Here is a 19,551-nt window from a genome sequence, read left to right on the forward strand (position 1 = left end):
TTCCCCAGAGGTCAGCGCGCGGCTCCGCGGTCCTCGGCCAGCGTGTGCGCGACGAGCGCGTTGGCGTGACCGTGACCCATCGCGTGCTCGGTCTTCAGCCAGGTCACCAGCTCGGAGTGCCTGGCCTCGGCGTACCCGTCCTTCGCGCGCAGCAGCGCCTTCCACTCGGTGATCGGGCGGCCGTACTTCTTCTCCATCGAGGGGAAGTACGACGCCGGGCCCTGCACCTTCTCGTCAGTCATCGCGACATCCTTCCAGTCTCTCCGCCAGCCGGAAGTCACCCGGTCGCCCGCGGACTTCGGCCCGCGGACGTCATGCGGATCGAGCCTCCGGACCCCCAGATCGCATGACGTTCGTCGCCACGCTGCTCCTGCAGACCGGGCCCGCGCCAGGGACTCATCGACGCGCGCGTACCGTTCTGCGTCGTGTCGCGACTCCGGGCTCTGGTCGCCGACACCCGACCCCTCCGCAACGACCACTTCCGCCGGCTCTGGGTCGCCAACATCATCACCGTCATCGGCGCGCAGCTGACGGTCGTCGCCGTCCCGGCGCAGATCTACGCCGACACCGGATCGTCGGCGTACGTCGGCCTCACCGGCCTGTTCGGCCTGGTCCCGCTGATCGTGTTCGGGCTGTACGGCGGCGCCCTGGCGGACCACTTCGACCGCCGCTCGATCATGGTGGTCACCACGATCGGGCTGATCGTGACGAGCGGGCTGTTCTTCGCGCAGGCGGCGGCCGGGTCGACGAACGTGTGGCTGCTGCTGACGCTGTTCGCCGTGCAGCAGGCGTTCTTCGCCGTCAACCAGCCGACGCGCAGCGCGCTGCTGCCGCGACTGGTCAGCGCCGAGCTGCTGCCGGCCGCGAACTCGCTCAACATGACGGTCTTCCAGGCGGGCGCGATCGCCGGGCCGTTGGTCGCGGGGGTGCTCATCCCGTTCGTGGGGTTCTCCTGGCTCTACCTGATCGACACGCTGACGCTGTTCGCGACGCTGTCGGCGGTGGTGCGGCTGCCGCGGTTCGGCGCGATCGCGACCGGTGCGGCCCCGGGCATCCGGGCGGTCGTCGAGGGCTTCGCCTACCTGCGTCACCAGCCGGTGCTGCTGATGTCGTTCGTCGTCGACATCATCGCGATGCTCTTCGGCATGCCGAGGGCGCTCTTCCCGGAGATCGCCCACGTCGACTTCGGCGGCTCGGACGAGGGCGGCCTGGTCTTCGCGCTGCTCTTCGCGGCGATCCCCGCCGGCGCGGTCCTCGGCGGGATCTTCAGCGGATGGGTCTCCCGCGTGGAGCGGCAGGGCCTCGCCGTGATCGTCTGCATCCTGGTCTGGGGCGCCGCGATGACCGGCTTCGGCCTCGCGGTGGGGCTGGCCGACCGGTGGCCGGAGGCGATGCTCCTCCTGGCGCTCGCGCTGCTGGTCGTCGGCGGCGCGGCCGACATGGCCTCGGCCGCGTTCCGGACCTCGATGCTGCTGTCGGCGGCGACCGACGAGATGCGCGGTCGGCTGCAGGGCGTCTTCATCGTGGTGGTGGCCGGCGGGCCGCGACTCGCCGACGTGCTGCACGGCGCGGCCGCGGCCGCGGTCGGTACGGCGGCGGCTGCCGCGGGTGGCGGCGTACTCGTCGTGATCGGCACCGTGGTGGCGGCGCTCGTCGTGCCGTCGTTCGTCCGTTATCGGATCACCCGCACCCACACCTAGACTCCACCGGTGCACAGCCGCGAACAGGTCGACGGGATCGACCCCGACGACCTCGCCACCACGGTGCGGGTCCTCACCCAGCTCCACGAGCTCCCCGACGACCACCCCGACATCCGGACGGTCAAGCACGCGGCGTCGCACATGTACAAGGCGCTCAAGCGCGAGCGCCGGACCCGCAAGCGCGAGTCGGAGCTGGCCCACGACCGGGCGGTCACCGAGGCCACGGCCACCGGGTCGGCGATGCGGATCGACGACGAGACCGCCGGCATCCCGCTGGTCTCGAACACGACCGGGGCCTTCGCCGGCGAGCTGATCAACCCGCGCGGCTGCTACATCTGCAAGAACGACTACACCCTCGTCGACGCGTTCTACCACTGGCTCTGCCCCAGCTGCGCCGCGCTCTCGCACGCGAAGCGCGACGCCCGCACCGACCTGAGCGGCAAGCGCGCGCTGCTCACCGGTGGCCGCTCGAAGATCGGCATGTACATCGCCCTGCGGCTGCTCCGCGACGGCGCGCACACGACGATCACCACCCGCTTCCCGCGCGACGCCGTACGCCGCTTCGCCGCGATGGACGACTCCGCCGACTGGCTGGACCGGCTGCACGTGGTGGGCATCGACCTGCGCGACCCGACCCAGGTCGTCGCGCTGGCCGACGAGGTCGCAGCCGCGGGCCCGCTGGACATCCTGATCAACAACGCCTGCCAGACGGTACGCCGCAGCCCGGGCGCCTACTCGCGACTGGTGGAGATGGAGTCGGCCCCACTGCCGACCGATGTCGCGCTGCCGTCGATGGTCACCTTCGACCACGTCAGCGAGGCACACCCGGCGATGATCGCGGGCGCGCTGAGCGAGCACGTCCACTCGCATCCCGAGTCCGGCGCGGCCGTCGCCGCCCGCACCGCCGCCGACCTGACCGCGCTGGCGCTGACCGCCGGCCACGCGTCGCTGGAGCGGCACCTCGACGGCACCGCCGTCGACGCGGGCGGGCTGCTGCCCGACCTGCAGCGGACCAACTCCTGGACCCAGCACGTCGACGAGGTCGACCCGCTGGAGCTCCTCGAGGTCCAGCTGTGCAACCAGACCGCGCCGTTCCTGCTGATCTCGCGGCTGCGGGCCTCGATGCGCGCGGCGGTGCACGCCGGTGCGCGGCGGGCGTACGTCGTGAACGTGTCCGCGATGGAGGGCCAGTTCTCGCGCCGCTACAAGGGCCCGGGCCACCCGCACACCAACATGAGCAAGGCCGCGCTGAACATGCTCACCCGGACCTCGGCCGGCGAGATGTTCGAGAGTGACCAGATCCTGATGACCGCCGTCGACACCGGCTGGATCACCGACGAGCGTCCGCACCAGGAGAAGCTGCGGATCGCCGCCGAGGGCTGGCACGCCCCGCTCGACCTGGTCGACGGCGCGGCGCGGGTCTACGACCCGATCGTGCAGGGCGAGGCGGGCGTCGACCTGTACGGGCACTTCCTGAAGGACTACGTCCCCAGTCCCTGGTGAGTCGGCCGGCGGGCCCGCCGCTGTAACGCGGTGTCCGCTGCCCCTGTGCGGTGCTGCAGCACCGCACAAGGTTCCTGGACACCGCGTTACAGCCGGCGCGGTCGGCCGGCGCGACCCGGGAATATACCCCCCGTGGGTATTGGTTGCGAACTCCATGGACGGCACCCACCACCACGAGCACGACTCCACGAGCACCCGGTCGATGGCGCTCAGCGCCACCCTGCACTGCCTCACCGGCTGTGCGATCGGCGAGGTCGCGGGCCTGATGATCGGCACCGCCATCGGGCTGAGCAGCGGCTGGACGATCGTGCTGGCCGTCGGCCTGGCGTTCCTCTTCGGCTACACCCTCTCGACCCTGCCGCTGGTCAAGGCGGGGCTCGGGCTGGGCGCCGCGCTCGGCGTCGTCCTGGCCGCCGACACCCTCTCCATCGCCACCATGGAGGTCGTCGACAACCTGGTGATGGCGATCATCCCGGGCGCGATGGACGCCGGCCTGGTCAACAGCGTCTTCTGGATCGGCATGATGATCGCGCTGACGGCCGCGTTCCTCGCCGCCTACCCGGTCAACCGCTACCTGCTGGCCCGCGGCCGGGGCCACGCCCTCACCCACCGCTTCCACGGCGCGCCGGCCGAGGTGACCGGCGCGCGGCGCTACCTCCCGACGTTCCCGACGGCCACCCTGGTCGCCGCCATCGTCGCCTTCATGCTCGGCGGGCTCGTCGTCTCCGTGGCCGATGAGCTCGAGAGCGACTCAGAGCCCGAGCAGACCCCGCACGTACGCAGCCTGGCCGACGTGCTGGGTGTCGTCGTTGACGACGCTGACCAGCCGCACGCCTAGCGTCACGGGCGGGTCCCAGCGCTCGTCCACGACGCGGTCCAGGTCGTCCTCGCCCAGCTCGCGGAGGAAGCCGACGGTCTGCGCGTAAACGGCCGAGAGGTACGACGCCAGCAGGTCCGCCTCCGCCCGCACCTGGTCGACCTGCGCGCTGCTGTGCCCGTAGCCGATGTCGCCGTCCTCGAACGGCAGCGCGAAGCGGTCGGCGTACCCCTGCGCCGTCCAGACCTGCTCGATCCCGGCGACGTCGGCGACGTGGTCGTCCTGGACCCGGGTGAGGTGCCAGACCAGCCAGCCGATGGGGTTCGCGTCCGGGGCGGGCCGGTGCGCGAGCTGGTCGGCGGTGAGGCCGTCGACGAGCGCCGTACCGCTCTCGAGGACGCGCTCGAAGGACTCGACGAGGAGCTCTGCTGGGGTCATGGCCCCGACGTTACGGCGCCCGCACAACGGGCTACCGGCGCGGCATGACGTCCTTCGGCTACACCCTGATGACCGAGCAGAGCGGCCCGCGCGAGCTGGTGCGGTACGCCGTCGCCGCGGAGCGGGTCGGCTTCGACTTCGAGGTCTCCAGCGACCACTACTCGCCCTGGCTGACCGAGCAGGGGCACGCGCCGTACGCCTGGACGGTGCTCGGCGCGATCGCCCAGGCGACCGAGCGGGTCGGGCTGATGACCTACGTGACCTGCCCGACGCTGCGCTACCACCCGGCCGTCGTCGCGCAGAAGGCCGCGACCCTGCAGATCCTGGCCGAGGGCCGGTTCACCCTCGGCCTCGGCAGCGGGGAGAACCTCAACGAGCACGTCGTCGGCGCCGGCTGGCCGGCGGTCGGCGTACGCCAGGAGATGCTGGAGGAGGCGATCGAGATCATCCGCGCACTGCACGGGGGCGAGCTGGTCGACTTCCGCGGCGCGCACTTCGACGTCGAGTCGGCCCGGATCTGGGATCTGCCCGAGCAGCCCGTCGGGATCGGGGTCGCGGTCTCCGGCGACCGATCGGTCTCCGACCTCGCGCCGCTGGCCGACCACCTGGTCGCCGTGGAGCCGCGCGCCGACCTGGTGGAGTCCTGGAACGCGACCTCCGGTGCGTCCACGATCGGGGCGGACGGCGCCCGGGCGATCGGGCAGCTCCCGATCTGCTGGGCGCCGACGGCCGAGGAGGGGGTGGAGCTGGCGCACGAGCAGTTCCGCTGGTTCGCCGGCGGCTGGAAGGTCAACGCCGACCTGCCCACCCCCGCCGGCTTCGCGGGCGCGTCGCAGTTCGTGCGGCCCGACGACGTCGCCGAGCAGATCCCGTGCGGGCCCGACCTGGACGCGATCGTGGAGTCGGTCAGGCCGTTCTGGGAGGCGGGCTTCACCGACGTCGCGCTGGTCCAGGTGGGCGACCGGCTGCAGCAGCGGTTCCTCGACGAGGCGGCCGGACCCCTGCTGGAGCGCCTGCGGGCGGCAGCCGGCTGAGAGTCGGTCGCGCGCTACGCCGTACCCTCAGGCACCCGACCCACCAGGCCGGGCACGACGAACCGCGCCACCAGCTCGGCCTCCTCGGCATCGTCGCGCCCGGGCAGGGCGAGCAGCGACAGCACCACGCGCACCAGCCAGCGCGCGGCGTCCGGATCGTCGACGACCCCCGCCCCGAGCGCCTCGACGGCCGCCGAGGACTGTGCCAACTCGGCGGTCGCCGCGACGTCTGCCGCCCGGAACCAGGCGGCCAGCGTCGGCGTCCGGCGGACCCGTCGTACGGCGCCGAGCACCGCCGCCGCGAGCCGCTCCGCGGGGTCGTCGATCCCCGCGACGTCGGCCCGGACCCGCTCACCGACGCGCTGCGCCTCCCGGTGCACGAACGCGACGTGCAGTTCCCGACGGTCGGCGAAGTAGCGGTAGAGCGTCGCCCGCGAGCACCCGGCCGCGGTCGCGATCTCCCCCATCCCGACTGACCCGACACCGCGCTGGACGAACAGCTCCGCGGCCGCGTCGAGGATCCGCTCGGCCGCGATCCGCGACCGGTCGTCGCCGAGCCAGTCGCTCATCCTGCGGTCCGGAACGGCACGGTCAGCGGTCGCCGGACGTAGGGCCCGGGAGCCCACGTCACGCCCGCCGCGTCCACGTCGTACGACGGGAAGCGCCGCAGCAGCTCCTCGAGCGCGACCCGGGCCTGCAGCCGGGCCGCCGCCGCGCCCAGGCAGTGGTGGTTGCCCTGCCCGAAGGTCAGGATCTGGGTCGGCCGGCGGGTCACGTCGAGCTCGGCGGCGTCCGGGCCGTATCGGCGCGGGTCGCGGTTGCCGGCGCCGTACAGCAGCAGCACCTTGCGACCGGCGGGGACCTCGACACCGTGCATGGTCACCTCGCGCGTGGTGGTGCGGGCGAGACCCTGCACCGGCGAGGTGAGCCGGAGCAGCTCCTCCACCGCGTCGGGCACCAGCGACGGGTCGGCCACCAGGAGCGCCCGCTGGTCCGGGCGCTCCGCGAGCAGCTGCACCGCGCCGCCGAGCAGGCCGGTCGTGGTGTCGTTGCCACCGGCGACCATCGTGAAGACGTAGCCAAGCACGGCCAGCAGGTCGGGCCCGTCGGCACCGGCCGCGACGAGGTGGGAGACGGTGTCGTCCCCGGGCTCGCGGCGCCGGAGCTCGACGAGCTCGTTGAAGTAGGTGAGCATCGCGGTGACCGCGTCGGTCGCGTCGAGGGCGTCCCCCGCCGCCCCGGCCGTCACGATCGCGTCGGTCCAGCCGTCGAACCGGTCCCGGCCCTCCGGCGGGACGCCGAGGTAGTGGGCGACCACCATGCTGGGCAGCGGCTTGAACATCTCGGCCACCACGTCACCCTCGCCCGCGTCGGCCAGCCGGTCGAGCCGCTCGGTCACGAAGGCCCGCACCTGCGGCTCCAGCGAGGCCACCTGCCGCGGCGTGAACCCGCGCGCCACCAGCCGGCGGAACGCGGTGTGCACCGGCGGGTCCTGCATCACCATCGGCGGGCTGTCGGCCATCCCGATCCGGTCGAGCTCGCCGTACCCGACCGTCAGACCCTGCGCCGAGGAGAACGTCCGATGGTCGATCGCCGCGGCCAGCACGTCGGCGTGCCGGCTGAGCACGGAGAAGCCGCCCGCCACCGAGTGGTGGACGGGGTCGCGGTCGCGGAGCGCGGCGTACGACGGCCACGGGTCGCGCCAGGCCTCGCCCCCGCCGGGACGGTACGACACCAGATCTGCCATGTGTCGAGCGTGAGACATTCGAGCGAGATTGTCCAGCGAGTCCTGCCGGCCGGGTCGGGCGGGTCGGGCGGGCCGGGGTACTCCGTCACACCAGCGGGGCCCAGCGGCCGCATGGGCCCGCTCATGTGACGGACTACCCCGACGACTCCCACTCCTCCGCGAGGATCGCGTAGCCGTACCCGTCCGCCCAGGTCCCGTCGCGCAGCAGCTCGGCGCGCACGTGGTGGGCCTCGCGGCGCATGCCGACCCGCTCCATCAGCCGCCAGGACGCGGTGTTGGCGGCGACGCAGTTGGCGACGACCCGACGCAGGCCGAGCTGGTCGAAGCAGATGCCGAGCAGGGACCGGACCGCCTCGGTGGCCAGGCCGCGGCCGGCGTACGCCGGGTCGAGCACCCACCCGAGCTCCGCCTGGGTGTCGCGGGCGGACTCGCGGACCTCCGCCTGCGACCACGGCGACTGCATCAGCAGCATCAGGTCGCCGACGACCCGGCCGGGATCGCCTGCGAGCTCGAGGACCAGGGTCCGGTCGAGCCGCTCGGGGTCGTTGAACTTCTCGCGCCACACCTCGACGTCCTCGACCCGGTAGGTCAGCCAGTCGGAGACGCCCGGCGAGTAGCGGATCCGCCACACCTCGTCGCTGTCGGACGGTACGGCGGGCCGCAGCGAGAGCCGCTCGGTCAGCACGGGCCAGGCGACCCGGTCGAACACGCCGCTCACGCCCGGATCTTCTCCAGCCGCTGGCGCAGCAGCGGGGCGCGGTGCGCGTTGCCGTGCAGCTCGACGTAGCGCTCCTCGAAGACGGCGAGCAGGGCGTCGTCGAGCCGGCGGACGGCACCCGGCGGGTAGCGGTAGTCCATCCGCTCGCTCAGCCCCATCGTCGTGGTCGGCCGGATCGCGTCGCCGAGCTCGTCGAGGGAGGTGATGCCGAGCTCGAGGAGCAGCCCGGAGATCCAGGCGTAGTGGTCGGTGCGCGACCAGCCGGCATCGGCGTACTGCCCGGCCAGGAAGGCGGCCAGCTCGCGCGGGTCCAGGCGCGGGTCGTCGTCGGCCTCCGGGGCGGGCGCCGGGGCGGCCGCCTCGCGGAGCTTGTCGCGGATCGTGGAGAACTCCCGGTCGGCCAGCTCCAGCAGCCCGGCCGCGAGCGTGAACCGCCGGTCGAAGTCGCGGGCATGCTCGGCCGGCATCTGACCCTTGTAGCGGATGTCGTGCTCGAACTCCGCCCAGGCGTGCTGCAGGACCGTGCGGACCTGGACCTGGACGACCCGCCCGCGGAGCGCGGCGTACGCCGACTGGCCCTCCCGTGCGGGGTCGAGCTCGACCAGCAGGTGCCGGCTGGCGTAGCCGAACCGGCCCTCGCGCGCGGTCTCGCGGCCCATGTCGCGGTCGTCCTTGACCACGACCTGGTCGGCCAGCAGGTCGGCCACCGCGTCGACGTCGCTCTGCACGTAGGTGATGACGCGGATGCCGATCTGGTCGTTGATCTCGCGCAGCGGGTCCGTGTACAGCGGCTTGCCGTCGGCGACCCGACGGGACTTCTCGGCGAACGACGAGACCGTCTTGGTGCGCCCGGTGACGGTCAGGTAGTTGATGCCCGCCTCGTCGAGCACGGCGGTGGTCAGCGCGAGGGCCTGCTGCCCGGCCTCGACCAGCGCGGCGTGGCCGGCGGCGTACTCCCGCACGGCCCGGTCGATCACCTCGCTCTCGTCGGGCAGCGCGGGGGTGACGATGTAGCCCTGCTCCCAGCCCGGGTCCGGGTCGCCGTACGTCGTCGTCCGGTCCGGCCAGTGGTCGGAGAACAGCCCGACGTAGGCGCAGACGACCGCGTCGACCTGGTCCTCGACGACCCGCAGCTCGCTCTTGCGGGTGGCCTGCTCGACCTGTCGCCGCAGCGCCGCCCAGGTCTCCTCGACCGTGACGACCGACTCGACGTGGCGCATCAGCTCCAGCAGCTCCGAGCGGAGCAGCTCCAGGTCGCGGCCCTGCTTGTGCTTGTACTTCAGCGTCCGCCCGAGCCCGAACAGCACGATCGTCGCCGGGTGCGGATAGACCTCGATGGCCCGCCGTGCGCGACCCGAGCGCGGGTTCACGTCCAGGCCGTGCCGCTTCGCCAGGTGCCAGGCCCGGCCACCGTCCGCGAACTCGGGCTTGCCCGTGTTGGAGGGGTGGGTCGCGGCCTCGAAGCGGCGGAAGTCCTTGCTCAGCGCCTTCTCCGCCGGCCGCGACCCCGTGGGGTTGCGCACGATGAGCGGCGCGTCGATGGCGACCAGGCACCTCTCGTCGAGGTACGGCGCCAGCGCGGCGTCGATCTCCTCGTCGCTGCGCCGGGTCGAGACGTGCAGCAGGCGCGCGTCGGGATCGATGACGGCCACGCCGGTCGAGCCCTTGGGGCCCCAAGCGAGGTCCAGACCGACGTAGTGCACGGACCCACCCTGCCCTACGCGGCCCGACGCCGGTTGAGGTGCGAGCGAAGCGAGACGGTCCTATGGATCATCTCAGGACTTCGTCCTTCGCACCTCAACCAGCGTCAGCCGGCGTACGCCACCGCGATCGCCGCACCCAACCGCGCGTTGGCGCGCACCAGCGCGATGTTGGCGGTGAGGCTGGCCCCGCCGGTGATCTCGACGATCCGGCCGAGGAGGTACGGCGTCGCATCCTTGCCGCGGATGCCCAGAGCGTCCATGTCGGTGAGGGCCTGGTCGATGATCCCGCCGATCTCGTCGGCGGGGATCTCGTCGGCCTCCGGGATCGGGTGTGCGACGACGATGCCGCCGGCCAGGCCGAGGTCCCACTTGGCGCGCATCACGGCGGCGACCTGCTCAGGGCCGTCGACCCGCATCGGCGCCGCGTGGCCGCTGGAGCGGGAGTAGAACGACGGGAACTCGTCGCTGCCGTCGACCAGCACCGGCACGCCCAGCGTCTCGAGGGTCTCCAGGGTGAGGCCGATGTCGAGGATGCTCTTCACGCCCGCGCTGACCACGGTGACGTCGGTGCTGCCGAGCTCGGTGAGGTCGGCGCTGACGTCGAAGGTCTGCTGGGCGCCGCGGTGCACGCCGCCGAGTCCGCCGGTGACGAACACCCTGATTCCGGCCAGCGCGGCGAGCCGCATGGTCGCGGCGACGGTGGTGGCGCCGTGCAGGCGGCGGGCGACGACGTACGGCAGGTCGCGGACGCTGACCTTGGTGACGTCGCCGTGACTGGCCAGCAGCTCCAGGTCGTCGGGCGAGAGCCCGATCCGCGGGGTGCCGTCGAGGACGGCGATGGTCGCGGGGACGGCGCCGTGCTCGCGCACGATGCCCTCGACCTCGGTGGCCATGGCGACGTTCTGCGGGTACGGCATGCCGTGGCTGATGATCGTGCTCTCCAGCGCGACCACGGGGCGGCCGTCGCGCAGCGCGTCGGCGACCTCGTCGGTCACGGCCAGCATCGGGTGGGTCATACGTGTCTCCTGACAAGGCGGTCGGTGAGGTCCGGGCGGACGGTGTGGGTGCTGGCGATGGTGAGCGCGGCGGCCGCGTGGCCGAACGCCGCGGCCTCGGCCTCGCTCTCGCCGGCCAGCACGGCGTGGCAGAAGGCGGCGAGCATCGCGTCGCCGGCGCCGGTGACGTCGGCGACCTCGCCGGTGGGCACCGCGTCGAGGAGGACCTGGCCGTCGGGACCGCTGAGCAGCGAGCCACGCTCCCCCAGCCGCACCCAGACGTACGACGCCCCGCGGGCGTGCAGGTCGTCGACGGCGCTGCCCAGCTGGCGCTCGGTCCGCACCGGGCGGCCGGTGAGCGCGCCGAGCTCGTCGCGGTTGGGCGTCACGGCGTACACCGGGCGGGCCGGGTCGAGCAGGTCGCGCAGCGGCTCGGCCTTGGGCACGCTGACCGGCTCCAGGACCACCCGGACGCCGGCCGCCGCCGCCAGGTCGAGCGCGTAGCCCAGGGTCGGCGCGGCGAGGTTGCCGTCGAGCACCACGAGCGAGGCGGCGGCCACCAGGTCGCGGGCGGGGTTGATGTCGGCGGGCGCGAGCTCGTCGGTGGCCCGCATGTCCGCGACGGCCACCAACAGCTCGCCGTCGGCGTCGAGGACGGCGGTGTAGGTGCCGGTGGCGTGCGGGCTGCGTCGTACGTGCTCGACCCGGACGCCGGCGTCCGAGGTCGCGGCGAGGACCTGGTCGCCGAGTGGGTCGGCGCCGACGGCCGCGACCAGGTGGGTGCGGGTGCCGAGCCGGGCGAGGTTCTCCGCGACGTTGCGGCCGACGCCGCCGGGCGCGAGCGCGGAGCTGCCGGGGTTGCTGGTGCCGCGCCGGACGCTCCGGGTGCTGCGCGCCTTGACGTCCATGTTCGCGCCGCCGACCACGACGACCGATGGTCCGTCGCCGAGCACGTAGCCGCGGCCGAGGATGACGCCCTTCTTGCCGAGGTTGGACAGGTGCACGTTGACGGCGGCCCGCGTGGTGCCGAGCGCGCCGGCGATCGCCTCGGAGCCCAGCAGCGGGTCGCGGCGCAGCAGCGCGACGATCTCGCTCTCCCGCTCGGTCAGGCTCACCTTTAGGATACTAAGGGCGCTTTATCTTGATCAGCAACCCCCGCGGGGACGGTGGCGACCGCGATCGCGGTCGTGACGGGTACGGCGAGGACCAGGCCGATGCTGGTCGCCAGCGTGCGGACCACCTCCTGGGCGATCTCCTCGGTCGCGAGCAGGTCGGCGATCGGCAGGCCGTAGAGCTGCAGGACGAGCAGCACGGTCAGCGCGGTGCCGGCGTACGCGAAGACGATCGTGTAGATCGTCGAGGCGATGTGGTCGCGGCCGATCCGCATGGCGCTGGCGAAGACGGTCGCGCGCGACAGCCCCGGCGCGGCGGCCCGCAGCTCCCAGACCGCGGAGGACTGGGTGATCGTGACGTCGTTGAGCACGCCCAGGCCCGCGATGATCACCGCGCAGGTGAGCAGGCCGGCGAAGTCCAGATCGGGCGCGAAGGTGGTCAGCGTGTTCGCGCCCTCGTCGGCGACGCCGGTCAGCCGGGTCGCACCGACGGCCAGCCAGCCCAGCAGGGCGGTGAGCAGCACGCCGACGTGGGTGCCCGCGAGGGCGGCGCTGGTGCGGATCGAGAAGCCGTGGGTCGTGTAGAGGACGACGTACAGGATCGCGGCGGAGCCGACCAGACCGACCGCGACCGCGGACTCCCCCACCAGCAGCGCGGGCAGCACGAACTGCCACAGCACGATCCCCGCGAACACCAGCCCGATCAGGGCCAGCACGCCGCGCAGTCGCGCGACCACGACGACGACCAGCGCGAAGAGCCCCGCCATCAGCCAGATCGGGCTGGTCCGCTCCACCCCGAACCAGCTCACCCGCGCCGGCTCGCCCTCGGCGCCGGGCGTGCGGACCAGGCGTACGTCGTCGCCCGCCGTCAGGTCGGACTCGAGCACCTGCGGCGGCACCGTCAGCCGGGTCTCCTCGTCGTCGACCAGCACCACGACCTGGCCGCACGCCGACCCGTCGTCGCCGTCCGCGCAGGCGGGCTCGACCTCGACGACCTCCGCCGTCGGGAAGGTGACCCCCTCCGCGGCGAACGGCACCGAGTCGGCCAGCGCGTCGACCTGCTCGCCGTCCGGCCACAGCTGCCAGACCCCGACCGCGGTCGCCACCGCCACGAGTGCGAGGAAGCTCAGCAGCGCGGCGCGAGCGCCGCGGGTGACCCGGACGTCGGCGCCCCCACCGTGGCCGTGGCCGTGCCCGTGACCGGGACCGGCGTGCCTGTCTCGTCGGTGGGAGTGCGCGCCGGCCATGGCGCCATCATCCCTGGTCGATGTAGCGCGGGACGGCGGGAGCGGTGAGTGGTCCACCGATCCGCCGGACCGGACGGTGGACTGCTCACCGCCGACCCGGCGCGCCGCCCACGACACGCGGGCGCGCGGTGGCTCGTCCACCGACCCGCCAGACCGGACGGTGGTCTGCTCACCGCCGACCCCTGAAGCCCGGTCGGGGCTGAGTGCGGGCGCCTAGGCTGCTTCACATGTCCCTCGCCCGCACGACCGCCCGCGTCGCCCTCGGCTCGATCATGACCTTCGCCGGCGTCACCCACCTGACGACGGCCCGCGAGGAGTTCCGGGCGCAGGTGCCAGACTGGTTCCCGGTCGACGCCGACACCGTCGTGCTCGCCTCCGGTGTCGTCGAGATCAGCCTCGGCGCCGCATTCGTCGCGCTGCCGAAGCACCGGCGCACCGTCGGCGCCCTGCTCGCGGCGTTCTTCGTCGCGATCTTCCCGGGCAACATCGCCCAGTACGTCGAGCACACCGACGCCTTCGGTCTCGACACGGACACCAAGCGGTTCGTGCGGCTGTTCTTCCAGCCGGTGCTGGTCGCCTGGGCGCTGTTCGCCGGCGGGGTGCTCCGCGACCGCAAGCGGGGCTAGTCGTCAGCTGTAACGCGCTGTTACAGCAACTACCGCACCGCTGCAGCAGGCGGGTAGTGGGTGTAACAGCGCGTTACAGCTCCCCCAGCCCCCGCCCGTCAGCCGTCCTTGAGGCCCGCCTCGATCTCGAAACGGTTCATCCGCCCGGGGCGGCCGAGCTCCTCCAGGAGGTAGCGGAGCGGGAAGACCAGGCCGTACTTCGCCCACTGCTCGGCGTGCACGGCCTGGTGCCGCAGCAGCGCTGGGCTCGAACTCCGTCCGGCGAGGAACACCCCGCCGACCGTGACGCCCCGCCCGAAGCCACCCCGACCGGTCGCGACGAGCAGCCGGGTGCCCGCGTCGTACCGGATCTCGGCGCGCCACAGCCGGGCCCAGGCCAGCGCGAGGGAGGTGGCGACCAGCGAACCGATCGACCCGCGGGCCGCCTGCTGACGTTCCTCGGGGCTGATGGTCATCAGGGCTGCTCCTGTCGTCGCGCTGCTCGAGGTGCCCCCGAGCGAGGTGTCGGTGGTAGGCGTCATCATGTCGTGTTGTGGCCGGTCGTCCCGAGGTTCCCGCGGAGTGGGTGCGCAGGATCGGCGCCGTGCTCGAGGTGCTGCCCGAGTGCGAGCGCCTCGACGCGTGGGTCGGCGTGCAGTGGAAGGTCGGCTCCACCAGCGTCGCGCACGTGTTCGGTGGCGAGGACCAGCTCTTCCGGATCCTCTTCCACGCTGAGCCCGACGAGGTGATGGCCTTCCAGCACCTCGGGCCGCCGTACTTCCGGGCCGGCTACGGCCGCGACGTGGTCGGGCTGGTGCTCGACGGCGACACCGACTGGGACGAGCTCGCCGAGCTCCTCACCGACGGCTACTGCCTGCGGGCGCCGGCGCCCCTCGCGGCTCTCGTGCCGCGGCCGCCGACCCCCGAGGGCTAGCGAAGGTCCATCCGGTCGACGACGTGCTCGGCGATCGCGAGGCTCGAGGTGGCGGCCGGCGACGGCGCGTTGCGCACGCTGGTGACCCCGTCTGACTGCTGGATGACGAAGTCGTCGACCAGCGAGCCGTCGCGTTCGAGCGCCTGGGCGCGCAACCCGAGGCCGCTGCGGACGACGTCGGACGCGCCGATGTCGGGGACGTAGCGCTGGGCGGCCCGCATGTAGGCCCGCTTCGAGAGCACCCCGCGGGCCTCGGCGAGGCCGGTGCGCCAGTGCTCGCCGGCGAAGCGCCAGAAGCCGCCGAAGGCCAGGGTCTCCGTGACGTCGCGGGCCGAGAACGACAGCCGGCCGTAGGCCTGCCGGCTCAGCGCGAGGAACGCGTTCGGACCGACCTCGAGCCTGCCGTCGACGCGGCGGGTGAAGTGCACCCCGAGGAAGGGGTAGCGCGGGTCGGGGACCGGGTAGATCATCCCGCGCACGTGGCTCTGTTTATGGGCGACGACGCTCATGTACTCGCCCCGGAACGGCACGATCCGCGGGGTCGACGAGCCACCGGCGAGCCGCCCGAGCCGGTCGGACTCCAGCCCGCCGCAGACCACGAGCCGGTCGAACCGGAACGGCCCACCGTCGGTGGCGACCTCCACCCCGCCGACCCCTCGTCGTACGCCGGTGACGGTGGTCGACAGGTGCACCACCCCGCCGGCGGTCTCGACGTCTCGGGCGTACGCCGTCGCGACGGCCACGTAGTCGGTGATCGCCGTGGCCGGCGAGTGCAGCGCCACCAGGCCGGCCGCGTGCGGCTCCACGTCGGTGAGGTCGGTGCCCTCGACCCGGCGCAGGCCGGGCACGCCGTTCTCGGCTGCGGTCCGCTCCAGCGCCTCGAACCGGCCCAGCTCCGCGGGGTCGACCGCCACGACGAGCTTCCCGCACTCGTCGTACGGCAACCCGCGCTCGGCGGCGTACTCCTTGAGCAGCCCGCGGCCCCGGGTGCACAGTCCGGCCTTGAGGCTGCCGGGCCTGTAGTAGATCCCGGCGTGCACGACACCGGAGTTGTGCCCGGTCTGGTGGGCGCCGAGCCGGTCCTCCTTCTCGAGGACGACGACCCGGGTGCCGGGATGGCGCAGGGTCAGCTCCCGGGCGACCGCCAGCCCGACGATCCCGCCGCCGACGACGCCGATGGTGCGTTCGCTCATTCGCATCCCTCCGCCAGGTCCGGGCGTCGTCGACCGGTCCGCGCGACGGTACGACGGGGAGCGGTCGCGGGGAAGAGGCACTCGCCACCTGGTAGACCTGGGCCCGTGAGCGACTCGCGCCCTCCCCGTCCCGCCGAGCAGGTCCTCCAGGCCGGGGCCACCGCCGCCTGGATCGCGGTCCCCGACTACACCTCGCGGCCGATGGCGCGGCGTACCGCGCGCGCCGCCGTCCTGGCCGCCTCGGCCGGCGCGTTCGTCCTGCTCGAGCGCAGGGCGCCGGAGGAGGAGGACGCCGATGAGCCGAACGAGACCGAGGAGCCGCGCCCGGCCCTCGTGGCCGCGGCGGTCGCCGCAGGCCTGCTCGCCTCGGTCGGCGCCAGCGTCGGCGGCAGGCGGGCGAGCCGGGCGGCCGTGGAGCGGCTCCGGGCCCGCGGCGTCCGGCGCCCATGGACCGTGGTCGGTCTAGGCACCGCAGCCGTCACCCTGGCTCTCTCCGCCGTCCAGGACCGGCTGCAACGCTCGCTCCCGACGACGCGCTGAGGCGGGCGGCTACGGCATCACGGGCGGCTCGAAGTCGAAGGTCATCCCGAGCAGCCACAACAGCAGCAGGACCACCGGCAGGTGGAAGAGGAACTGCAGGAAGGTGAAACCGACCAGGTCCCGGGCCCGCAGGCCGAGCACGGCCAGCAGCGGCAGCATGAAGAACGGGTTGACCAGGTTCGGCAGCGCCTCGGCGGCGTTGTAGATCTGCACCGTCCAGCCCAGGTTCATCTGCACGTCGGTGGCCGACTGCATGACGTAGGGGGCCTCGACCAGCCACTTGCCGCCGCCGGAGGGCACCAGGATGCCGAGCAGTGCGGTGTAGAGCGCGATCACGACGGCGAAGCCACCGCCGCCGCCGATGCCGGTGAACAGGTCCGCGAGGTGCTCGGAGACGGTCATCCCGCCGTTGCCCTCGGCGCGGGTCAGGATCGCGGCCATCGCGGCGTACAGCGGGAACTGCACGAGTACGCCGGCCGTGGAGGGCACCGCCTTCGTGGTGGCGTCCAGGAACGCCCGCGGGGTGCCGTGCAACACCAGGCCGAGGACCAGGAAGACCAGCAGGTAGGCGTTCAGGCTGCTGAGCACGGTGAGCACCGGCAGGTCGATGAGCTGCCAGACCAGCCAGACCAGGGTGATCAGCCCGAGGAAGCCCGGCAGGATCCGGGAGTGCTCCAGCCACTCGCCGGGCCGGGTGCGCGCGAGCGCCGGCGGGACGGAGTCGTCGAGGTCCACGCCGAGGTCCTCGGCGGTCTTCACCGCCGCCCCGCGCGGCGCCGAGGCCCAGGCGACGGCGACGCTGAGCGCGATCAGCACCGCCGCCATGGTCAGCGACTGCCAGGTCAGGATGGTGCTGCCGAAGTCCAGGACGCCGGTGATCTCCAGCAGCTCGGGCGGCAGCGACGCCGGCGTCGCCTGGAGCTGGGCGGCCGAGGAGGAGAGGCCGAGCGCCCACACCGCCCCGAGGCCGAGGTACGCCGCCGCGCCCAGCGCCCGGTAGTCGGCGCGCAGGTCCGTCCGGCGGGCGATCGCGCGGGCCAGCAGCCCGGCGAAGACCAGGCTCAGGCCCCAGTTCAGCATGGAGACCAGGCACGAGAGCAGCGCGACGAAGGCGACCGCGCCGCGCGGGGTGGACGGGACCATGGCGATCCGCGCGATCAGCCGGGCGACCGGGGGTGAGGTGGCCACGATGTACCCGGTCAGCACCACCATGGCCATCTGCAGGGTGAACGCGGTGAGGTCCCAGAAGCCGCCGCCGAAGGCGTTGGCGACGGTCTTGGGGCTGGAGCCGTTCAGCAGGGCCGCGACGGTCACCACGAACACGCCGGCCAGGGCGAAGACGTAGGCGTCGGGGAACCACTTCTCGGTCCAGGCGGCACAGCGCTGGGCGAAGCGGGCCAGGCCGCGCTCCTGTGCGGATCCGGCTGCGGCCTCGGGGGCGGCGTGGCTCATCGGGGACTCCTCTCGGTCTTCCTCCGACAGGTCCCGTGCCCCCTCGGTGCCTCCTCCATCCCCGGGCTGGTCTCGACATCTCTCGGCGAGTTCGTCCACGGTGTCGTATCCGGCGCCATGGTGACGACCACCGGGTGAGGCCGAGAGCGGCTCGGCGGGACAGATGAGGAGAAGCACCATGAAGTACCTGATCCTGATGCAGGTGGACGGCACCGTGCTGGAGCAGCTCACCGAGGAGCAGGGCCAGCAGATCGGCGTCGGGCACAACGAGTTCATGCGCGTGACCCGGGAGTCCGGCGAGTTCGTCGGCACCCAGGCCCTGGCCGACCCGAGCCAGTCCAAGGTGGTCCGCTCCGTGGGCGGGACGCCGGAGGTGACCGACGGCCCGTTCCTGGAGGCCAAGGAGTTCCTCGGCGGCTACTACCTGGTCGACGTCGAGAGCGAGGCCCGCGCCGTGGAGCTGGCGCAGCTGATCCCCGACGCCCGGATCGACGGTCTGGCGCTGGAGATCCGGCCGGTGATGTTCAGCGACGGCTTTGGCGTCTGAGGCCAGTGGTCGGGGCGGTCCCGACCGGCCGGGCGAGGACGGCTGGCGCGAGCTCGCGCTGCACGCCCTCGCCCGGCTGGTGCGCCGGTACGGCGCCGCGCAGTTCGACCTGTGCGAGGACGCCGTCCAGGAGGCCTTGATCGAGGCGCACCGGCAGTGGGCCTCGACGCCACCGCGGGACCCGGCCGGCTGGCTGGTCACGACCGCGCAGCGCCGGTACGTCGACCTGGTCCGCACCGAGCGGCGACGCCGCGACCGGGAGGTCGGGCAGGCCCGGCTCACGCACCCCGTGGCGCAGCAGCGGGTCTCCGCGCGCGACGACAGTCTGTTGGTGCTGCAGCTGTGCTGCCATCCCGAGCTGTCGCGGTCCGCGCAGGTCGCGCTGACCCTGCGCGCGGTCTCCGGGCTGAGCACCGCCCAGATCGCGAACCTCTACCAGGTCCCCGAGACGACGCTCGCGCAGCGGATCACCCGCGCCAAGCGACGGCTGCGCGACGTCGGCGGTCGGCTGCCGGCCCCGGACGGTGCCACGGATCGACTCGGTCCGGTGCTGGAGGTGCTCTACCTGATGCTCACCGAGGCGCACCACACGACCAGCGGCGAGCCCGCCCAGGACACGACGCTCGCCGCCGAGACCCTGCGGCTGGCCCGGTTGGTGCACGACCTCGTCCCCGAGGACACCGAGGCCGCGGGCCTGCTCGCCCTGGTGCTGCTGACCGAGGCCCGCACCCCCGCCCGCCTCGACGACGACGGACGGCTGGTCCCGCTGGACGAGCAGGACCGCTCCCGCTGGGACGCGGACCTGATCGCCGACGGACTGCGGGTCCTGGACGGCGCGGTGGTCGGCACGCCGCCAGCGCCGTACCTCCTCCAGGCGTGCATCGCCGCGCTGCACTGCCAGGCCCCGTCGACCGAGGAGACCGACTGGCGGGAGATCCTCGCGCTGTACCGGCTGCTGGAGCGAGTCGCCCATCAGGCCAACCCGAACGTCGAGCTCAACCGGATCGTCGCCGAGTCGATGGTGCACGGGACGGGCCGCGGGCTGACGCTCCTCGACGACCTGGGCCGCCGACACCCGGACCTGCCGCGGTGGCAGGCGGTCCGGGCACACCTGCTCGAGCGTCAGGGCGACCTCGGCGCCGCCGGTGACGCCTACCGGCTCGCCGTGGCCGCGACCCGCAGTACGGCGGAGCGGCAGCACCTCAGCCAGCGGCTGCGCCGGCTCAACCGGCTCGGATAGGCGCTCGAACTACGTGGCCAGCTTCT

21 protein-coding genes are annotated in these 19,551 nt (G+C 73.1%); 9 read left to right on the forward strand and 12 right to left on the reverse strand.

The window, feature by feature from the left end:
• Positions 1-11: 11 nt before the first annotated feature.
• Positions 12-242, reverse strand: a complete 231-nt coding sequence (locus MUB56_RS03945; protein ID WP_244930616.1) for a DUF4287 domain-containing protein — start codon at positions 240-242, stop codon at positions 12-14.
• 183 nt (positions 243-425) lie between these two features.
• On the opposite strand from MUB56_RS03945, the gene MUB56_RS03950 reads away from it, so the two are divergent.
• The 3 genes from MUB56_RS03950 (at position 426) to MUB56_RS03960 (ending at position 4,041) form a co-directional block, all read left to right on the forward strand.
• Positions 426-1,700: an MFS transporter gene (locus MUB56_RS03950; RefSeq protein WP_244930617.1), complete on the forward strand. Its 1,275-nt coding sequence runs from the start codon at positions 426-428 to the stop codon at positions 1,698-1,700.
• A 9-nt stretch (positions 1,701-1,709) separates the two neighbouring features.
• Positions 1,710-3,203 (forward strand): SDR family NAD(P)-dependent oxidoreductase, encoded by a 1,494-nt coding sequence (locus MUB56_RS03955; RefSeq protein WP_244930618.1) that lies wholly within the window; start codon positions 1,710-1,712, stop codon positions 3,201-3,203.
• Between the two features lie 154 nt (positions 3,204-3,357).
• Positions 3,358-4,041 carry a DUF4396 domain-containing protein gene (locus MUB56_RS03960; RefSeq protein WP_244930619.1) on the forward strand — a complete coding sequence of 228 codons (684 nt, stop codon included), beginning with the start codon at positions 3,358-3,360 and terminating at the stop codon, positions 4,039-4,041.
• Here MUB56_RS03960 and MUB56_RS03965 read toward each other — a convergent pair.
• Positions 3,955-4,458, reverse strand: a complete 504-nt coding sequence (locus MUB56_RS03965; RefSeq protein WP_244930620.1) for a DUF664 domain-containing protein — start codon at positions 4,456-4,458, stop codon at positions 3,955-3,957. The genes MUB56_RS03960 and MUB56_RS03965 overlap by 87 nt on opposite strands.
• A gap of 44 nt (positions 4,459-4,502) precedes the next feature.
• Here MUB56_RS03965 and MUB56_RS03970 point away from each other — a divergent pair, with 44 nt between their 5' ends.
• Positions 4,503-5,492 (forward strand): LLM class F420-dependent oxidoreductase, encoded by a 990-nt coding sequence (locus MUB56_RS03970; RefSeq protein WP_244930621.1) that lies wholly within the window; start codon positions 4,503-4,505, stop codon positions 5,490-5,492.
• 14 nt (positions 5,493-5,506) lie between these two features.
• On the opposite strand, the gene MUB56_RS03975 is transcribed toward MUB56_RS03970, so the two are convergent.
• The 7 genes from MUB56_RS03975 to MUB56_RS04005 form a co-directional block, all read right to left on the reverse strand.
• The gene (locus MUB56_RS03975) at positions 5,507-6,061 is read right to left on the reverse strand and encodes a TetR/AcrR family transcriptional regulator (RefSeq protein ID WP_244930622.1); all 555 of its coding nucleotides are present in this window, start codon (positions 6,059-6,061) and stop codon (positions 5,507-5,509) included.
• On the reverse strand, positions 6,058-7,239 hold the full coding sequence (locus tag MUB56_RS03980) for a cytochrome P450 (RefSeq protein ID WP_244930623.1): 1,182 nt from the start codon (positions 7,237-7,239) through the stop codon (positions 6,058-6,060). The genes MUB56_RS03975 and MUB56_RS03980 overlap by 4 nt, the downstream gene beginning before the upstream one ends.
• A gap of 133 nt (positions 7,240-7,372) precedes the next feature.
• Entirely contained in the window at positions 7,373-7,957 is a 585-nt protein-coding gene (locus MUB56_RS03985; RefSeq protein WP_244930624.1) for a GNAT family protein, read from the reverse strand.
• Positions 7,954-9,660, reverse strand: a complete 1,707-nt coding sequence (locus MUB56_RS03990) for a DUF429 domain-containing protein (RefSeq protein WP_244930625.1) — start codon at positions 9,658-9,660, stop codon at positions 7,954-7,956. Before MUB56_RS03990 ends, MUB56_RS03985 begins: the two co-directional genes overlap by 4 nt.
• A gap of 104 nt (positions 9,661-9,764) precedes the next feature.
• Positions 9,765-10,676 carry a pseudouridine-5'-phosphate glycosidase gene (locus MUB56_RS03995; RefSeq protein ID WP_244930626.1) on the reverse strand — a complete coding sequence of 304 codons (912 nt, stop codon included), beginning with the start codon at positions 10,674-10,676 and terminating at the stop codon, positions 9,765-9,767.
• Positions 10,673-11,770, reverse strand: coding sequence for a PfkB family carbohydrate kinase (locus MUB56_RS04000; protein WP_244930627.1), 1,098 nt, complete (start codon positions 11,768-11,770; stop codon positions 10,673-10,675). The genes MUB56_RS03995 and MUB56_RS04000 overlap by 4 nt, the downstream gene beginning before the upstream one ends.
• A 2-nt stretch (positions 11,771-11,772) precedes the next feature.
• Positions 11,773-13,014 carry a YibE/F family protein gene (locus MUB56_RS04005; protein WP_244930628.1) on the reverse strand — a complete coding sequence of 414 codons (1,242 nt, stop codon included), beginning with the start codon at positions 13,012-13,014 and terminating at the stop codon, positions 11,773-11,775.
• 227 nt (positions 13,015-13,241) lie between these two features.
• Between MUB56_RS04005 and MUB56_RS04010 the strand changes: the two genes are divergently transcribed.
• On the forward strand, positions 13,242-13,640 hold the full coding sequence (locus tag MUB56_RS04010; protein ID WP_244930629.1) for a hypothetical protein: 399 nt from the start codon (positions 13,242-13,244) through the stop codon (positions 13,638-13,640).
• Between the two features lie 98 nt (positions 13,641-13,738).
• Here the strand turns inward: MUB56_RS04010 and MUB56_RS04015 are convergent, their stop codons facing one another.
• On the reverse strand, positions 13,739-14,095 hold the full coding sequence (locus MUB56_RS04015; RefSeq protein WP_244930630.1) for a hypothetical protein: 357 nt from the start codon (positions 14,093-14,095) through the stop codon (positions 13,739-13,741).
• Positions 14,096-14,172: 77 nt separating this feature from the next.
• Between MUB56_RS04015 and MUB56_RS04020 the strand changes: the two genes are divergently transcribed.
• Positions 14,173-14,553 (forward strand): MmcQ/YjbR family DNA-binding protein, encoded by a 381-nt coding sequence (locus tag MUB56_RS04020; RefSeq protein WP_244930631.1) that lies wholly within the window; start codon positions 14,173-14,175, stop codon positions 14,551-14,553.
• Here the strand turns inward: MUB56_RS04020 and lhgO are convergent.
• Entirely contained in the window at positions 14,550-15,746 is a 1,197-nt protein-coding gene (gene lhgO / locus MUB56_RS04025; RefSeq protein ID WP_244930632.1) for an L-2-hydroxyglutarate oxidase, read from the reverse strand. The two genes, MUB56_RS04020 and lhgO, sit on opposite strands and share 4 nt — an antisense overlap.
• A 105-nt stretch (positions 15,747-15,851) precedes the next feature.
• Between lhgO and MUB56_RS04030 the strand changes: the two genes are divergently transcribed.
• A complete protein-coding gene (locus MUB56_RS04030; RefSeq protein WP_244930633.1) occupies positions 15,852-16,286 on the forward strand; it encodes a hypothetical protein in 435 nt (144 codons plus the stop codon).
• Positions 16,287-16,295: 9 nt separating this feature from the next.
• Here MUB56_RS04030 and MUB56_RS04035 read toward each other — a convergent pair whose 3' ends face one another.
• Positions 16,296-17,738 (reverse strand): TIGR00366 family protein, encoded by a 1,443-nt coding sequence (locus tag MUB56_RS04035; protein ID WP_244930634.1) that lies wholly within the window; start codon positions 17,736-17,738, stop codon positions 16,296-16,298.
• Between the two features lie 178 nt (positions 17,739-17,916).
• On the opposite strand from MUB56_RS04035, the gene MUB56_RS04040 reads away from it, so the two are divergent.
• Both MUB56_RS04040 and MUB56_RS04045 read left to right on the forward strand, forming a co-directional pair.
• Positions 17,917-18,285, forward strand: a complete 369-nt coding sequence (locus MUB56_RS04040) for a YciI family protein (RefSeq protein ID WP_244930635.1) — start codon at positions 17,917-17,919, stop codon at positions 18,283-18,285.
• Entirely contained in the window at positions 18,275-19,525 is a 1,251-nt protein-coding gene (locus tag MUB56_RS04045; RefSeq protein ID WP_244930636.1) for a sigma-70 family RNA polymerase sigma factor, read from the forward strand. The genes MUB56_RS04040 and MUB56_RS04045 overlap by 11 nt, the downstream gene beginning before the upstream one ends.
• Positions 19,526-19,551: the final 26 nt, after the last annotated feature.

The organism is Nocardioides sp. W7 (assembly GCF_022919075.1).
GTDB lineage: Bacteria > Actinomycetota > Actinomycetes > Propionibacteriales > Nocardioidaceae > Nocardioides.

What these genes read in the sequence shown, in the direction of transcription:
- MUB56_RS03945 (WP_244930616.1), bottom strand. Translation starts at nt 242, where the DNA reads ATGACTGACGAGAAGGTGCAGGGCCCGGCGTCGTACTTCCCCTCGATG.
- MUB56_RS03960 (WP_244930619.1), top strand. Translation starts at nt 3,358, where the DNA reads ATGGACGGCACCCACCACCACGAGCACGACTCCACGAGCACCCGGTCG.
- MUB56_RS03965 (WP_244930620.1), bottom strand. Translation starts at nt 4,458, where the DNA reads ATGACCCCAGCAGAGCTCCTCGTCGAGTCCTTCGAGCGCGTCCTCGAG.
- MUB56_RS03970 (WP_244930621.1), top strand. Translation starts at nt 4,503, where the DNA reads ATGACGTCCTTCGGCTACACCCTGATGACCGAGCAGAGCGGCCCGCGC.
- MUB56_RS03975 (WP_244930622.1), bottom strand. Translation starts at nt 6,061, where the DNA reads ATGAGCGACTGGCTCGGCGACGACCGGTCGCGGATCGCGGCCGAGCGG.
- MUB56_RS03980 (WP_244930623.1), bottom strand. Translation starts at nt 7,239, where the DNA reads ATGGCAGATCTGGTGTCGTACCGTCCCGGCGGGGGCGAGGCCTGGCGC.
- MUB56_RS03995 (WP_244930626.1), bottom strand. Translation starts at nt 10,676, where the DNA reads ATGACCCACCCGATGCTGGCCGTGACCGACGAGGTCGCCGACGCGCTG.
- MUB56_RS04005 (WP_244930628.1), bottom strand. Translation starts at nt 13,014, where the DNA reads ATGGCCGGCGCGCACTCCCACCGACGAGACAGGCACGCCGGTCCCGGT.
- MUB56_RS04010 (WP_244930629.1), top strand. Translation starts at nt 13,242, where the DNA reads ATGTCCCTCGCCCGCACGACCGCCCGCGTCGCCCTCGGCTCGATCATG.
- MUB56_RS04015 (WP_244930630.1), bottom strand. Translation starts at nt 14,095, where the DNA reads ATGACCATCAGCCCCGAGGAACGTCAGCAGGCGGCCCGCGGGTCGATC.
- lhgO (WP_244930632.1), bottom strand. Translation starts at nt 15,746, where the DNA reads ATGAGCGAACGCACCATCGGCGTCGTCGGCGGCGGGATCGTCGGGCTG.
- MUB56_RS04035 (WP_244930634.1), bottom strand. Translation starts at nt 17,738, where the DNA reads ATGAGCCACGCCGCCCCCGAGGCCGCAGCCGGATCCGCACAGGAGCGC.
- MUB56_RS04040 (WP_244930635.1), top strand. Translation starts at nt 17,917, where the DNA reads ATGAAGTACCTGATCCTGATGCAGGTGGACGGCACCGTGCTGGAGCAG.